Origin of the sequence: Klebsiella ornithinolytica NBRC 105727 = ATCC 31898 (assembly GCF_001598295.1) — a bacterium.
In the GTDB taxonomy this organism is placed as follows: Bacteria; Pseudomonadota; Gammaproteobacteria; order Enterobacterales; family Enterobacteriaceae; genus Klebsiella; species Klebsiella ornithinolytica.
Genome location: NZ_BCYR01000002.1, coordinates 356451 through 371953, shown reverse-complemented (window position 1 = coordinate 371953; position 15503 = coordinate 356451). Strand labels below are relative to the sequence as shown.

General features: G+C 58.6%; 13 protein-coding genes. 7 read left to right on the top strand and 6 right to left on the bottom strand.

Annotated features, from left to right (window positions below; genetic code table 11):
- The first annotated feature begins 16 nt into the window (after positions 1 to 16).
- The 7 genes from pepP to ROR01S_RS05700 all read left to right on the top strand — a co-directional run bounded on the left by pepP (position 17) and on the right by ROR01S_RS05700 (position 9456).
- The gene (gene pepP, locus ROR01S_RS05730) at positions 17 to 1333 is read left to right on the top strand and encodes a Xaa-Pro aminopeptidase (protein WP_015585773.1); all 1317 of its coding nucleotides are present in this window, start codon (positions 17 to 19) and stop codon (positions 1331 to 1333) included.
- Positions 1330 to 2508: a 2-octaprenyl-6-methoxyphenyl hydroxylase gene (gene ubiH, locus ROR01S_RS05725; protein WP_004867400.1), complete on the top strand. Its 1179-nt coding sequence runs from the start codon at positions 1330 to 1332 to the stop codon at positions 2506 to 2508. Before pepP ends, ubiH begins: the two co-directional genes overlap by 4 nt.
- A 10-nt stretch (positions 2509 to 2518) precedes the next feature.
- The gene (gene ubiI / locus ROR01S_RS05720) at positions 2519 to 3721 is read left to right on the top strand and encodes an FAD-dependent 2-octaprenylphenol hydroxylase (RefSeq protein ID WP_004867398.1); all 1203 of its coding nucleotides are present in this window, start codon (positions 2519 to 2521) and stop codon (positions 3719 to 3721) included.
- Positions 3722 to 4156: 435 nt separating this feature from the next.
- Complete coding sequence (gcvT, locus tag ROR01S_RS05715) at positions 4157 to 5251, top strand: glycine cleavage system aminomethyltransferase GcvT (protein WP_015585775.1); 1095 nt, start codon at positions 4157 to 4159, stop codon at positions 5249 to 5251.
- 24 nt (positions 5252 to 5275) lie between these two features.
- On the top strand, positions 5276 to 5665 hold the full coding sequence (gene gcvH, locus ROR01S_RS05710; protein ID WP_004867393.1) for a glycine cleavage system protein GcvH: 390 nt from the start codon (positions 5276 to 5278) through the stop codon (positions 5663 to 5665).
- Positions 5666 to 5779: 114 nt separating this feature from the next.
- Positions 5780 to 8653: an aminomethyl-transferring glycine dehydrogenase gene (gene gcvP / locus ROR01S_RS05705; RefSeq protein ID WP_015585776.1), complete on the top strand. Its 2874-nt coding sequence runs from the start codon at positions 5780 to 5782 to the stop codon at positions 8651 to 8653.
- Positions 8654 to 8712: 59 nt separating this feature from the next.
- Positions 8713 to 9456 (top strand): SDR family oxidoreductase, encoded by a 744-nt coding sequence (locus ROR01S_RS05700; protein WP_015585777.1) that lies wholly within the window; start codon positions 8713 to 8715, stop codon positions 9454 to 9456.
- A 66-nt stretch (positions 9457 to 9522) separates the two neighbouring features.
- On the opposite strand, the gene ROR01S_RS05695 is transcribed toward ROR01S_RS05700, so the two are convergent.
- The 6 genes from ROR01S_RS05695 to ROR01S_RS05670 form a co-directional block, all read right to left on the bottom strand.
- A complete protein-coding gene (locus ROR01S_RS05695; RefSeq protein WP_064359193.1) occupies positions 9523 to 10023 on the bottom strand; it encodes a protein disulfide oxidoreductase in 501 nt (166 codons plus the stop codon).
- Positions 10013 to 10624: a DsbA family protein gene (locus tag ROR01S_RS05690; protein ID WP_015585779.1), complete on the bottom strand. Its 612-nt coding sequence runs from the start codon at positions 10622 to 10624 to the stop codon at positions 10013 to 10015. The genes ROR01S_RS05695 and ROR01S_RS05690 overlap by 11 nt, the downstream gene beginning before the upstream one ends.
- Before the next feature lie 2 nt (positions 10625 to 10626).
- Entirely contained in the window at positions 10627 to 12636 is a 2010-nt protein-coding gene (locus ROR01S_RS05685; protein WP_064359192.1) for a protein-disulfide reductase DsbD family protein, read from the bottom strand.
- A gap of 48 nt (positions 12637 to 12684) precedes the next feature.
- Positions 12685 to 13044: a hypothetical protein gene (locus tag ROR01S_RS05680; RefSeq protein WP_004867377.1), complete on the bottom strand. Its 360-nt coding sequence runs from the start codon at positions 13042 to 13044 to the stop codon at positions 12685 to 12687.
- A gap of 134 nt (positions 13045 to 13178) precedes the next feature.
- Complete coding sequence (locus ROR01S_RS05675) at positions 13179 to 14612, bottom strand: 6-phospho-beta-glucosidase (RefSeq protein ID WP_004867372.1); 1434 nt, start codon at positions 14610 to 14612, stop codon at positions 13179 to 13181.
- A gap of 119 nt (positions 14613 to 14731) precedes the next feature.
- Positions 14732 to 15460, bottom strand: coding sequence for a MurR/RpiR family transcriptional regulator (locus ROR01S_RS05670; RefSeq protein ID WP_004867368.1), 729 nt, complete (start codon positions 15458 to 15460; stop codon positions 14732 to 14734).
- Positions 15461 to 15503: the final 43 nt, after the last annotated feature.

The following is a 15503-nucleotide window of genomic DNA, read 5'->3' as shown; positions in this document are numbered from 1 at the left end:
TTGTTGAGGGGGCGTCATGACACAGCAGGAATTTCTTTCTCGTCGCCAGGCATTGCTGGCGCAGATGCAGCCAGGCAGCGCCGCGCTGATTTTCGCCGCACCGGAAGCGGTCCGCAGCGCAGATTCAGAATACCCCTACCGGCAGAACAGCGATTTTTGGTACTTCACGGGATTTAATGAGCCGGAAGCCCTGCTGGTGTTGATTAAAAGCGACGACACCCACAACCATAGCGTGCTGTTTAACCGCGTCCGCGATCTGACCGCAGAGATCTGGTTCGGCCGTCGTCTGGGGCAGGAGGCCGCGCCATCGAAGCTGGGCGTCGACCGCGCTCTGGCGTTCAGCGAAATTAACCAGCAGCTGTTCCAGCTGCTTAACGGCCTCGATGCGATCTATTTTGCCCAGGGCGAATATGCCTACGCTGACAAAATCGTCTTCAACGCGCTGGAAAAACTGCGTAAAGGCGGGCGCCAGAATCTGCAGGCGCCCGGCTCTGTGATTGACTGGCGGCCGATGGTGCATGAGATGCGCCTGTTTAAATCGCCGGAAGAGCTGGAGGTGATGCGCCGCGCTGGTGAAATTTCCGCGCTGGCTCATACCCGCGCAATGCAGAAATGCCGTCCGGGCATGTTCGAATACCAGCTGGAAGGGGAAATTCTGCATGAATTCAACCGCCACGGCGCCCGTTTCCCCTCCTATAACACCATCGTGGGCGGTGGGGAAAACGGCTGTATTCTCCATTACACGGAAAACGAATCCGAGCTGCGCGATGGCGATTTGGTGCTGATTGACGCCGGCTGTGAATACCGCGGCTATGCGGGCGATATCACCCGCACCTTCCCGGTAAACGGGAAATTCAGCCCGGCGCAGCGCGAGATTTACGATATTGTCCTCGCGTCGCTGGAAACCGCGCTGGAGCTTTACCGTCCTGGCACCTCCATTCAGCAGGTTAACCAGCAGGTGGTGCGCATTATGATCACCGGTCTGGTGCGCCTCGGCATCCTGAAAGGGGATGTTGACGAGCTGATGGAGAACAACGCCCACCGTCCATACTTTATGCATGGTCTGAGCCACTGGCTGGGACTCGATGTCCATGATGTTGGCCGCTACGATGTCGATCGCTCGCGTCTCCTTGAGCCGGGCATGGTATTGACCGTTGAACCGGGTCTCTATATTGCCGCCGACGCCGACGTGCCGCCACAGTATCGCGGCATCGGCGTGCGTATTGAAGACGATATCGTCATTACCGAAGACGGCAACGAAAATCTCACCGCCGGCGTGGTGAAAAAAGCCGACGATATTGAGGCGCTGATGGCGGCGGCGCGGCGGTCATGAGCATCCTGATCGTTGGCGGGGGGATGACCGGGGCAACCCTGGCGTTAGCAATCTCGCGCTTAACCCACGGCGCGCTGCCGGTACATCTGGTCGAGGCGGCGCAGCCGGATTCGTCGCAGCATCCGGGGTTTGATGCCCGCGCGATTGCGCTGGCGGCGGGGACCTGCCAGCAGCTGGCGCGTACCGGCATCTGGCAAGGCATTGCCGATTGCGCGACGCCGATTCAGCGTGTTCACGTCAGCGACCGCGGACATGCGGGATTCGTGACCCTTGATGCGCAGGATTACGGCCTGGCGGCGCTTGGCCAGGTGGTAGAATTGCACGATATCGGCCAGCGATTGTTTGCGCAACTGCGCGAAGCGCCGGGCATTACCTTACACTGCCCGGCGAAAGTCGAAGACGTCACCCGGTGGCAGGAGGGAGTCAGCATCACCCTGGATAGCGGCGAGACGATCGAAGGCCGGCTGCTGGTTGCCGCCGATGGTTCGCGCTCCACGCTGGGCGCCCGCTGCGGCATGAGCTGGCAGCAGCAGCCTTACGAGCAGCTGGCGATTATTGCCAACGTCAGCACGGCGTTGCCCCATGAAGGGCGTGCCTTTGAACGCTTCACCGAACATGGTCCGCTGGCCATGCTGCCGATGTCACACGGACGCTGTTCGTTGGTATGGTGTCACCCGCAGTCGCGGCGCGATGAGGTCCTGGGTTGGTCCGATGCGCAATTTTGCGAGCAGCTGCAGCAGGCATTTGGCTGGCGGCTGGGGCGCATCACGCATGCCGGGAAGCGCAGCGTTTATCCCTTGACGTTGACCACCGCTATGCGCCCGGTTTCCCATCGCCTGGCGCTGGTCGGTAATGCGGCGCAGACGCTGCATCCCATCGCCGGGCAGGGCTTTAATCTCGGTCTGCGGGATGTGATGAGCCTGGCGGAAACGCTGGCGCAGGCCTGCGCTAACGGGCAGGACCCCGGCGATTACTCACTTCTTTGTCACTATCAGGCGCGGCGAGCGGATGATAAGGCCGCGACTATCGGCGTGACCGATGGGCTGGTGCATCTGTTTGCTAATCGTTGGGCGCCGCTGGTGGCGGGGCGTAACGTGGGTCTGATGGCGATGGAATTATTTACCCCGGCGCGTGACGCGCTGGCGCAGCGTACCCTTGGTTGGGTTCCTCGTTAAGGAGTTGAACGTGCAAAGTGTTGATGTTGCCATTGTTGGCGGTGGCATGGTGGGCCTGGCGGTAGCCTGCGGTTTGCAGGGGAGCGGGCTGCGGGTTGCGGTGCTGGAACAAGCCGAGCCGCAACCGTTAAACGCCGATGCGCCGCCGGCGCTGCGGGTATCAGCCATTAACGCCGCCAGCGAAAAACTGCTGACCCGGCTGGATGTCTGGCCGGAGATTATCGCCCGGCGCGCCAGCTGTTATCACGGTATGGAAGTGTGGGATAAGGACAGCTTTGGCCACATCAGCTTTGATGACCAGAGTATGGGCTTCAGCCACCTTGGTCATATTATTGAAAATGCGATCGTTCATCATGCGCTGTGGCAAAAGGCGCAGCGTTGCGCCGACGTCACGCTGCTGGCCCCGGCTCAGCTGCAGCAGGTGGCGTGGGGAGAAAACGAAGCATTTCTCAGCTTGCAGGATGGCAAGATGCTGACCGCCAGGCTGGTGGTCGGCGCCGACGGAGCAAACTCCTGGTTGCGCAACAAAGCGGATATACCGCTGACGTTCTGGGACTACCGCCATCATGCGCTGGTTGCCACTATCCGAACCGAAGAACCGCATCAGGCGATTGCCCGTCAGGCGTTTCACGGCGATGGCATTCTGGCGTTTCTGCCGCTGAACGATCCGCATCTGTGTTCGATCGTCTGGTCGCTGTCGCCGCAGGAAGCACAGCGGATGCAGCTGGCCGACGAGGCGGTGTTTAATCAGGCGCTGAATATTGCCTTCGATAACCGGCTTGGCCTGTGCCAGCTTGCAAGCGAGCGTCAGACTTTCCCGTTGACCGGTCGCTACGCGCGCCAGTTCGCCGCGCATCGTCTGGCGCTGGTTGGCGATGCCGCGCACACTATCCACCCGCTGGCCGGCCAGGGGGTAAATCTGGGCTTTATGGATGCAGCGGAACTGATCGATGAACTCCGTCGTCTGCATGCGCAGGGCAAGGATATTGGTCAGTACCTGTATCTACGTCGCTATGAACGTAGCCGTAAGCACAGCGCCGCGCTGATGCTGGCGGGGATGCAGGGCTTCCGCGAAATGTTCTCTGGCAGCCACCCGGCGAAGAAACTGCTGCGCGATATTGGCCTCAAACTGGCGGATACGCTACCGGGCGTCAAACCGCAGTTGATTCGCCAGGCCATGGGCTTAAACGATCTTCCTGCCTGGTTACGTTAAGCGCGTCACACTTCTCTCTCCCGGCCCCGGCGCCGGGTTTTCTCCTCTCATTTGAAATAATCTAATCTCACCCATTTTTTCGCATTAGTTTTATTAATGCCTCTCTTTTTTTGCAACAGAAAACAGGCCTCTTTTTTCGCATAAAATACCATCATGCTCGGTAATATCAGGCCATGATGTTAATTTTATGTGGCATAAATCGCTTTTTTCCAGTCAATAACTCTGTAGTCTTTTTGGCGACTTTTAGTCATAAGCTAATGTGATGTCCTGATTTAGCTTATGGTTTAGCGCCGGGTTCGGTGGTAAGTTCAGGCAAAAGAGAACGTTTGCGTCGGTGCCCGGACATGGCGCCGACGGCGGATTTCGTGGTGCGAAATCGCCCCAATGACATCGCCCAACCCAGTAGCGGGTTCCGTTTTATTCGATGAGGAAAAGATGGCTCAACAGACTCCGTTGTATGAACAACACACGCTGTGCGGCGCTCGCATGGTGGACTTCCATGGCTGGATGATGCCGCTACATTACGGTTCCCAGATTGATGAGCACCACGCGGTGCGGGGCGACGCCGGTATGTTCGATGTCTCGCACATGACCATCGTCGACTTCCACGGCAGCCGCATCCGGGAGTTTCTGCGCTATCTGCTGGCTAACGATGTCGCGAAGCTGACGGTACCCGGCAAAGCGCTGTATACCGGTATGCTTACCGCATCAGCCGGCGTCATCGATGACCTGATTGTCTATTTCCTTACCGAAGATTATTTCCGCCTCGTTGTTAACTCCGCCACCCGTGAAAAAGACCTCGCCTGGATTACTCAACAGGCTGAACCCTATGGTCTTGAAATGACCGTCCGTGACGATCTTTCGCTGATTGCCGTACAGGGGCCACAGGCGAAAGCGAAAGCGGCAACCCTGTTCACCGACGCACAGCGTCAGGCCGTAGAAGGGATGAAACCGTTCTTTGGCGTGCAGGCCGGCGATCTGTTTATTGCGACCACCGGTTATACCGGTGAAGCCGGGTACGAAATCGCCATGCCGAATGAGCAGGCTGCTGATTTCTGGCGTGGCCTGCTGGATGCAGGCGTGAAGCCGTGCGGTCTGGGCGCTCGCGATACCTTGCGTCTGGAAGCGGGGATGAACCTGTATGGCCAGGAGATGGATGAAAGCATCTCTCCGCTGGCTGCAAATATGGGCTGGACCATTGCCTGGGAACCGGCAGATCGCGCGTTCATCGGCCGCGAAGCGCTGGAGCTGCAGCGTGAAAAAGGTACCGAGCAGCTGGTGGGTCTGGTGATGACCGAGAAAGGCGTCCTGCGCGGCGGTTTGCCGGTGCGCTTTAGCGATGCAGACGGTAATCAGAAAGAAGGTATTATCACCAGCGGCACCTTCTCCCCGACGCTGGGCTACAGTATCGCGCTGGCGCGCGTACCGGCCGGTATCGGCGAGACGGCCATTGTGCAGATTCGCAACCGCGAAATGCCGGTAAAAGTGACTAAACCTGTTTTTGTACGCAACGGCAAAGCCGTGGTGTGATTCCCCCTTTTTGGAGATTAATTGATGAGCAACGTACCAGCAGAACTGAAATACAGTAAAGAACACGAATGGCTGCGCAAAGAAGCTGACGGCACCTACACCGTCGGGATCACCGAACATGCCCAGGAACTGCTTGGCGATATGGTTTTCGTCGATCTGCCGGACGTTGGCGCAACCGTTGAAGCGGGTGACGACTGCGCGGTTGCCGAGTCGGTGAAAGCTGCTTCGGATATTTATGCCCCGATTAGCGGCGAGATTGTGGCGGTGAACGAAGAGCTCAACGACTCTCCGGAGCTGGTGAACAGCGACCCGTATGCGGACGGCTGGATATTTAAAATTAAGGCCAGCGATGAAGCGCAGGTTGCGGCTCTGCTTGACGCGGACGCCTATGCGGCGCTGCTGGAAAACGAGTAAATATCTTGCCCCTTCACGCTGCGGGCATCTGCTGCCGGCAGCGTGAATGATTTTTGCCTGTTCAGGTAAGTAAAGACACATACGATTCACTGCACGTTTCAGGAACCATCGCTCATGACTCAGACTTTAGGTCAGCTTGAAAACCGCGGCGCCTTTATTGAACGTCACATCGGTCCGGATGCTCAGCAACAGCAGGAGATGCTGAACACCGTCGGCGCCGATTCGCTTAACGCCCTGATTGGCCAGATTGTGCCGCAGGATATTCAGCTGGCGACACCCCCGCAGGTGGGTGACGCGACTACCGAATTCGCCGCGCTGGCGGAACTGAAGGCGATCGCCGGTCGCAACAAGCGCTTCAAGTCTTACATCGGCATGGGTTACACCGCCGTGCAGCTGCCGCCGGTTATTCAGCGCAATATGCTGGAAAATCCGGGTTGGTATACCGCTTACACCCCTTACCAGCCGGAAGTTTCCCAGGGCCGCCTGGAATCACTGCTGAATTTCCAGCAGGTGACCCTCGATCTGACCGGGCTGGATATCGCCTCCGCGTCACTGCTGGATGAGGCGACCGCCGGCGCTGAAGCGATGGCGATGGCCAAACGCGTCAGCAAACTGAAGAATGCGAACCGCTTCTTCGTTGCCGCCGATGTACATCCGCAGACCCTTGATGTGGTGCGCACCCGCGCCGCAACCTTTGGCTTTGACGTCATCGTTGATGAGGCGGAAAAAGCGCTCGACCATCAGGACGTTTTCGGCGTGCTGCTGCAGCAGGTGGGTACCACCGGCGAAATTCATGACTACAGCAAGCTGATCGCCGATCTGAAAGCACGCAAAGTCGTGGTCAGCGTCGCCGCGGACTTCATGACGCTGGTTCTGTTGACCGCACCGGGCAAACAGGGGGCTGATATCGTCTTCGGCTCCGCCCAGCGTTTTGGCGTGCCGATGGGCTACGGCGGTCCGCATGCGGCCTTCTTTGCCGCAAAAGATGAATTTAAACGCTCGATGCCGGGCCGTATTATCGGCGTATCAAAAGATGCCGCCGGTAACACCGCGCTGCGTATGGCGATGCAGACCCGCGAACAGCATATCCGTCGCGAGAAAGCGAACTCCAATATTTGTACTTCCCAGGTACTGCTGGCAAATATCGCCAGCCTGTACGCGGTGTTCCACGGGCCAGAGGGCCTGAAGCGCATCGCCAGCCGCATCCACCGACTGACCGATATTCTGGCCGACGGGCTGCAGAAAAAAGGGCTCAAGCTGCGCCACGCTCACTACTTCGACACCCTGTGTGTGGACGTGGTCGACAAAGCGGCGGTGCTGGCACGCGCCGAAGCGCTGGAAATTAACCTGCGCAGCGACATCCATAACGCCGTTGGCATCACTCTTGACGAAGCGACAACCCGCGAAGATGTGCTGAACCTGTTCCGCGCTATTATTGGCGACGACCACGGCCTGGATATCGATGCCCTGGATAAAGACGTGGCCCTCGACAGCCGCTCGATCCCGGAAAGCATGCTGCGTAACGATGCGATCCTGACGCACCCGGTGTTCAATCGCTACCACAGCGAAACCGAGATGATGCGCTACATGCACTCGCTGGAGCGTAAAGATCTGGCGCTGAATCAGGCGATGATCCCGCTGGGATCCTGCACCATGAAGCTCAACGCCGCGGCGGAAATGATCCCGATCACCTGGCCTGAGTTTGCCGAGCTGCACCCGTTCTGCCCGGCAGAGCAGGCGGAAGGTTATCATCAGATGATCGCCCAGCTCTCCGACTGGCTGGTAAAACTGACCGGTTACGACGCCGTCTGCATGCAGCCAAACTCCGGCGCACAGGGCGAGTACGCGGGCCTGCTGGCTATTCGCCATTACCACGAAAGCCGCAATGAAGGCCATCGTGATATCTGCCTGATCCCAAGTTCTGCGCACGGCACCAACCCGGCGTCGGCACAGATGGCCGGCATGCAGGTGGTGGTCGTGGCCTGTGATAAAAACGGCAACATCGATCTCGCGGATCTGCGTCTCAAGGCGGAGCAGGCGGGTGAGAACCTCTCCTGCATCATGGTGACCTACCCGTCAACGCACGGCGTGTATGAAGAGACGATCCGCGAAGTGTGCGAAATCGTGCATCAGTTCGGCGGTCAGGTTTACCTCGACGGCGCTAACATGAACGCCCAGGTTGGTATTACTTCTCCGGGCTTTATCGGCGCGGACGTCTCGCACCTTAACCTGCACAAAACCTTCTGCATCCCGCACGGCGGCGGCGGTCCGGGTATGGGGCCGATCGGCGTCAAAGCGCATCTGGCGCCGTTTGTTCCGGGCCATAGCGTGGTACAGATCGAAGGGATGTTGACCCGTCAGGGCGCGGTTTCTGCCGCACCGTTCGGCAGCGCTTCCATTCTGCCAATCAGCTGGATGTATATCCGCATGATGGGCGCCGAAGGGCTGAAACAGGCGAGCCAGGTGGCCATCCTCAATGCCAACTACATCGCTACTCGTCTGAAAGAGGCGTTCCCGGTGCTTTACACCGGTCGCGACGGTCGCGTGGCGCACGAATGTATTCTGGATATTCGTCCTCTGAAAGAAGAGACCGGCATCAGCGAGCTGGATATTGCCAAGCGTCTGATCGACTTCGGCTTCCACGCACCGACGATGTCCTTCCCGGTGGCCGGTACGCTGATGGTTGAGCCGACGGAATCAGAAAGCAAAGTCGAGCTGGACCGCTTCATCGACGCGATGCTGGCGATTCGTGGGGAAATCGACCGCGTGAAAGCGGGCGAGTGGCCGCTGGAAGATAACCCGCTGGTGAACGCCCCGCATACCCAGGGAGAGCTGGTGGCGGAATGGCATCATCCGTATACCCGTGAGCTGGCGGTATTCCCGGCCGGTCTGGCGAATAAATACTGGCCGACGGTGAAGCGTCTGGACGATGTCTACGGTGACCGTAATCTGTTCTGCTCCTGCGTACCGATGAGCGAATACCAGTAATTCACTGACTGGACTATCTTTTAAAGGCGCTTCGGCGCCTTTATTTTTTGGGGGAGAGGATGGCGATAGCACTGATTACCGGCGCCAGCCGCGGAATAGGTAAGGCGACGGCGCTGCTGCTGGCACAGGAAGGGTATACCGTGGTGGTTAACTATCATCACAACATTAGCGCGGCGATGGCGGTGGTCAACGAGATTGTCGTCCTCGGCGGCAAAGCCGTTGCGCTGGGGGCCGATATCAGCGACGAGGCGCAGGTCATGGCGATGTTTGATGGGATCGACCGTCTTGAGGAGCCGCTGACCGCGCTGGTTAACAACGCCGGTATCCTGTTTGCGCAAAGCACCGTGGAAAACCTGACCGCCGGGCGGATTAATCAGGTGCTGAGTACTAATGTCACCGGCTATTTCCTCTGTTGCCGGGAGGCGGTGAAGCGGATGTCATATCGGCACGGCGGGAAAGGCGGGGCGATCGTCAATGTTTCATCGGCGGCATCGCGTCTGGGGGCGCCGGGTGAATATGTGGATTATGCCGCCTCGAAAGGGGCCGTGGATACGCTGACCACCGGACTGTCGCTGGAAGTGGCGGCGCAGGGGATTCGCGTTAACGGCGTGCGTCCCGGCTTTATCTATACTGAGATGCACGCCTCCGGCGGCGAGCCTGGGCGCGTGGATCGGGTAAAAGCGGGGCTGCCGATGCAACGTGGCGGGCAGCCGGAGGAGGTCGCACAGGCCATCGCCTGGCTACTGAGCGAGAAAGCCTCCTATGTGACCGGAAGCTTTCTCGAACTGGCCGGTGGGAAATAGTCCGCTGCCGGAGAGTCCCGGGCGGCGACGTGCGCCCTTCCCGGTCAGCCGTTTTGCGAGCTGATGTTATGACGCCAGCCACAGCCGCAGGCGCATTCCCCAACCGCTGGTCCAGCCGGTGGTGATCGACTTAACCTCGCCGCGAGAGATGACGATAAGCGTTGGCGTGACCTGAACGCCCCACTGGCGAGAAAGTCCGCCGTCGGGGTCGTTAACCGTGGGCAGCGCCATTTTCTTATGCGCCAGCCAGTTGGACAGCATGGCATCATCCCCGGAACGGAGCGCGACGGTCATGACATTGCCGCCGTTGCTCGCCAGCGCCGCTACGGATGGCGTCGTGTAACGGCACACTCCGCACCAGGTCGCCCAGACGTAGATCAGCAGCGGGCGCTGCTGGCTCATGGCGTGCAGATCGACCACGTTACCCTCCAGCGTCTGCAGCGGTGTAGTCGTCAGATTCGGCGGCAGCGCAGGCCGACGCAGATAATCCATCCCCACGATGAGCGCGCCGGCCAGCAGCAGCAGGAGCATCAGCTCGCGCAGCCAGCGGCGTAATTTACTGACCATCGGCTTTTGCCAGCTGTTCTTTCACCAGCCCCTCCAGCTCCTGATAAGGAATCGCGCCGGCGACCATTTGATCGCCGATAATCGTCGCCGGGGTGCCCTGAATATTCAGCACCTGAGACAAAATCAGGTTCATCTTCAGCGAGTCCATTGTTTTATCATCGGTTTTCACCCCATCGGTCGCGGTTTTTTGCTGCGCGGCGAGAATACTCGCATTGTCGTGGTAGCCCTTTTTGGCCATCAGCCGCTGATGCAGCGCCCAGAATTTATCCGGCTGCTGGCGCCATGTGGAGAGCGCGGCTTTGGCGGCGTTAACCGAACTTTGCCCCTTAAACGGCAGCAGTTTTACAATCAGCAGGACATCAGGGTTATCGTGAACGATCTTCTCCAGCATCGGATCGAACTGCTTACAATACGGGCAGTTGTAATCGGTAAACGAGACGATAGTCAGGCGCGGCGCTCTGGCGCCCAGCCGCGGGCTGTCGGGATCGTTAAACAGCAGCTTTGCCAGCTGGTCGTTGGCGGAGGCATCCGCGGGTTCTGCCGGGGCGGCAAGGCTGAAGGTTGAAACGCACAGCAGAAGGAGTGCAGCGATGATTCTCATGATTATTGACCTTTTGCATCGGACAGAGTGGCGAGGAGTTCGTCGCGGCTGAGCAGCGGAGACAGCACGCGGCCCTGGGCTAATCCCGGTCCGTAAATTTGATTGAAGGGAACGGCGGCGCTGCCGCGAGTGGTCAGAAAGCGGCCGATCGCCGCCGACGGGCGACTCCAGTCGCCGCGCAGGGCCACCACGTCTGGTTCAGAGAGGGCGTTCTGAACGTCATCGCGCAACAATACGTTGTATTTATTGGCTTTGCAGGTGACGCACCAGTCGGCGGTGACGTCAATAAACAGTCGCTTATTGCTTGCCAGCGCATCGCTAATCGCCTGTTCGCTGAGCGGCTGCCAGTTCACGCGGTCGCGTCGCGATGTCTGGCCGTCAGGCGGTGACAGAAAAGCGACGACCCCGGTGACAGCTAACGTCAGCACGCCAGCCTTCAGCGTCGTGCGCCAGCGATAGCGCCAGAGCGTCGCCAGCAGCAGCGCGAGGGCCAGCAGAGCCGTCAGGGCGATAACCGGCATCCGACCGATATGCGCCGTCAGCAGGCTGAGCAGCCATACGGATGATCCCAGCATCATCAATCCGAGTATCACGCGCAGGACGTTCATCCAGCGTCCGGGGCGCGGCAGATGCCGGGCGAGACCTGGCCAGGCGGCAACCAGCAGCCACGGCAGACTCATGCCGACCCCCATGGCGAGGAAAATGCCCCACAGCAGCGGCAGCGGCGCGACCAGCGCGACCGAGACAGCGGTACCGAGAAACGGCGCCGTGCACGGCGTGGCCAGTAGCGTTGCGAAAGCGCCCTGGCAGAAATGGCCCATCAGACCCTTGCCGCCGCGGGTCGCCAGAAATGTACTGGTGCCGGAGGAGAGGCGAATCTCAAACAGCCCCAGCAGGCTGGCGCTGAACAGCACCATCACCAGCGCCATCGCGCCGATAAACCATGGGTTCTGAAACTGAATGCCCCAGCCCAGCGCCTGATTCCCCAGGCGAAGCAGAGTCATCATCAACGCCAGCGCCAGAAAGGACGCGACGATGCCGCAAACCGAGGCCAGAAACTGCCGGCGTACGGTTGCGCGCTCGCGCGTCCCGGTCTGCACCAGCGAACCGAGTTTCATGGCCAGTACCGGCAGGACGCAGGGCATAACATTCAGAATCAGCCCGCCGGCAAGGGCCATCAGCAAGACCCACCATAAAGCCGGCGCCTGCGCCGGGAGGCCTTCGCTAACGATCGACGTGCTCTCCTGCGCCAGACCGCTGTCGGCAAGGACCAGCGACAGACGTTTGCCGCTGAGGTCAGGTGCCGCCTCACCCCAGCTGTCGGTGACTGGGATCTGCGCGACCAGCGTCTCGCCGTTCAGTGAGAAGGTGGGTTTGCCGAAATCGACATTCTCCATGCTGTCGATAAACAGCGACGGCTGCCGCCAGCCGGCTTCGCGAACGGCGGTAACCGTGAGCTTTCCGCCGCCATAGGCCGAGGTCAGCCGGGACGTCAGGCCGTCCGGGCGCGGGAGCGTGCCCAGTGCGCGGGTAAAATCATAGCCAAAGCCATCTCCCGCAGCGGTGGTCATATCCAGCGCAAAGGGATAGTCGGTCAGAATGCAGACATTGCTACAGGTGGAAAGTGTCAGCACGCCGCTTAAGATCTGCGGCACCGGTCCGTGGATTTCCAGCGGAAAGCTGACGTTACCGTGGTAGCCCTGGGTGGTGATTCCCGCGACGTCAAATCGCTGCGGCGTTGGCCAGTGCCAGGTGACATCCAGCGGCGTTTTCCAGGCGATAGCGGGCGCAATGCCGCCTTCCCCCGGGGAGCGCCAGTAGGTTTTCCAGCCTTTTTCCAGCGCCACATCAAGCAGCAGGCGCGTTGTGCCGCTATCGTCGTTTTGTGCGCGCAGCCGGACGCTGGCGTGTTGATTCTCAGCGGCGCGTAGCCAGCCGCTGTCGGCGGCCTGGCTGACGGGCAGCCATAGCCAAAGCAGGCAGACCAGCAGTCGCCTGAATACCATAAGCATAAATTTTCTCCGTAAATGATTGATTAACCTGAACTGTCAGGGAAATCCTCATTCACGGAAGACGCACAATCGCAAATGCACCCGTAGCCGGGGAGGGGAAATAACGCGGGGAGGCCAGAGGCGGACAATGCGCGGCGGTATTGCCGCCAGCAGCGTGAGCAGTAGCGCGACGGCAAACAGCGCGCCTTCAAACAGCACCGGCGGGGCGGCGAGCAGTGATTTCGCACTCAGCTCGCAGGGAGTTACCGGCGCTTCGGCCGTATCCTCACCCTGCTGGATCGATTGCGTCACGGCGGTAGCATTCATGACCAGCGCGTGCAGCCCGGCCATACGCTGCGCGGTGCATACCAGCACCACCAGACAGGCAAGGGCTACAAGAAGAATGGCTTTTCGCTGTCGCTTAATCATTTTCGCCTCTGTGATTCACGAGGCTTATCTTATCGGGCGAACGCGTTTTAGCAATGTTAAAGCTGTAAAGAAGTGTCTGTAAGACCGGCAAGCGCCCTCTCCTCTGGCGAGGCGAGGGCGCGACTGAGAGGGAATCAGAGATTTTCGCCGTTGCTGGCAATGACCTCTTTATACCAGTTGAAACTTTTCTTACGCGAGCGGGACATGTCGCCGGTGCCATCGTCATGTTTGTTCACGTAGATAAAGCCGTAGCGTTTGCTGTACTGGCCGGTGGTAAAGGAGACGCAGTCGATACAGCCCCACGGGGTATAGCCCATCAGTTCGACGCCATCGTAAGTCACCGCTTTGATCATCTCTTCCACATGCGCACGCAGGTAGTCGATACGGTAGTCGTCGTTGATGCTGCCGTCTTCTTCAACTTTGTCGTAGGCGCCGAAGCCGTTTTCAACGATAAACAGCGGTTTCTGATAGCGTTCGTACAGTTCGCACAGCGAGTAGCGCAGGCCCACCGGGTCAATCTGCCAGCCCCAGTCGGAGGCTTTGACATGCGGGTTCGGCACGCTGCCTTCGAAGCCGGAGATGGCATCGCCGCTGCCGCCTTCCGCTTTGACCGCGTTGGTCATGTAGTAGCTGAAACCGAGGTAATCGCAGGTGCCTTCACGCAGGATCTGTTCATCGCCCGCTTCCATCACGATGTTAAAACCGCGGCGCTCCCACTCGTTGAGAACATAGGTCGGGTAGTAGCCGCGCAGCTGCACGTCGGTAAAGACGTAGCGTTCACGCATCGACTCCTGGGCGAACATCACGTCTTCCGGCTTACAGGAGAACGGATAGAGCGCCACCATTGCCAGCATGCAACCAACCTGCATCTGCGGATTGATGCGTCGCGCCGCTTTCACCGCCAGCGCGCTGGCAACGAACTGGTGATGCAGCACCTGGTACATGGTCTCTTCCGGGTTTTCGTAGTCGGTATAGACCACGCCGGAACAGCAGTAGCCGAACAGCGGGGCGCGCCAGTTGCGCTGGTTATTGATCTCGTTGAAGGTCATCCAGTATTTTACTTTGTGCTTATAGCGCTCGAAGACCACTTCGGCGAAGCGCACAAAGAAATCCACCACTTTGCGGTTGGTCCAGCCACCGTACTGCTGCACCAGATGCAGCGGCATTTCGAAGTGGGAGAGGGTGATCACCGGCTCGATGTTGTACTTCAACAGCTCATCGAACATGTCGTCATAGAACTTCAGCCCCTCTTCGTTCGGCTGAGTTTCGTCGCCGAGCGGGAAGATGCGGGTCCAGGCGATGGAGGTGCGGAAACATTTGAAGCCCATCTCGGCGAACAGCTTGATGTCTTCTTTGTAGCGGCCGTGGAAATCAATGGCTTCGTGGTTCGGGTAATATTTACCCGGCTCTACCTGGTGGGTAATCTCGCGCGGTACGCCGTGGGCGCCGCCGGTCAGCACGTCGCAAATACTCGGGCCTTTGCCGTCTTTATTCCAGCCGCCTTCCACCTGGTGCGCCGCGACCGCACCGCCCCATAAAAAGTCTTTCGGTAAGGTGATTTTTTTCATCTTTGCTCGTCTCATCAAATAGCATCTGTTTACGAGTCTAACAAAGGGAATATAAATGTCACGATATAACAATTTCCCTCAGCTGGAATATGTTACATCGAAAAAACAGGGTGTTATTTTCAGGCGAGTTTACGTGCTAATTTACGCCCCAGGGACTCCAGAATATAAATAACCGGAATTTGGGTGGTAATATCATACACGCCGCCGATGCGCGTTTGCGGGACGTGCCAGGAGAGGTTGAAGTCTGCCAGCTTCGCCAGTCGGGAGTGTTCATGGCTGGTCACCGACATTACTTTGCAGTTGTGCAGGCTGAACTGGCTGGCGAAGCGGAGAATCTCTTCGGTCTCCCCGGAAACGGAAAGAACGATCGCCAGCGCGTTACGCGCCATGTCGTTGGTGACCGGGAAATAAGGATCGTCGATATGATTGCTGAATTTCCCGACGTTGGAGAAAAAGCGTGCGCCATATTTTGCCAACGCGCCGGAGGTACCGGCGCCAACAAATATAATACGTTCTGACGCGAGAATAATATCGACGGCACGATCGAGTAAATTATCAAATTCGTCATTGTTGACGCTTTTAAAAAAACTCATTATTTCACTGGCACCGATATTTGCCTGTTGTGGCTGGTTCTGCTCGAGATATAATTTAAAGCGGACGCGAAACTCCGAGTAGCCTTCGCACTGCAGTTTGCGACAAAAGCGCAGGACGGTGGTCGTGGAGACCCCGGCGGCTTCTGCCAGCTCGCGGATGGTCATATACATCACTTTGTCACGATTCTTAATGACGTAGTGGTAGACCATCATCTCAAGATTATTGAGACTGGCGATCGCGGCGTGGGAGAACATACTCACAGTAATAACTCACAATTCATAATGACCAGGATGGAAT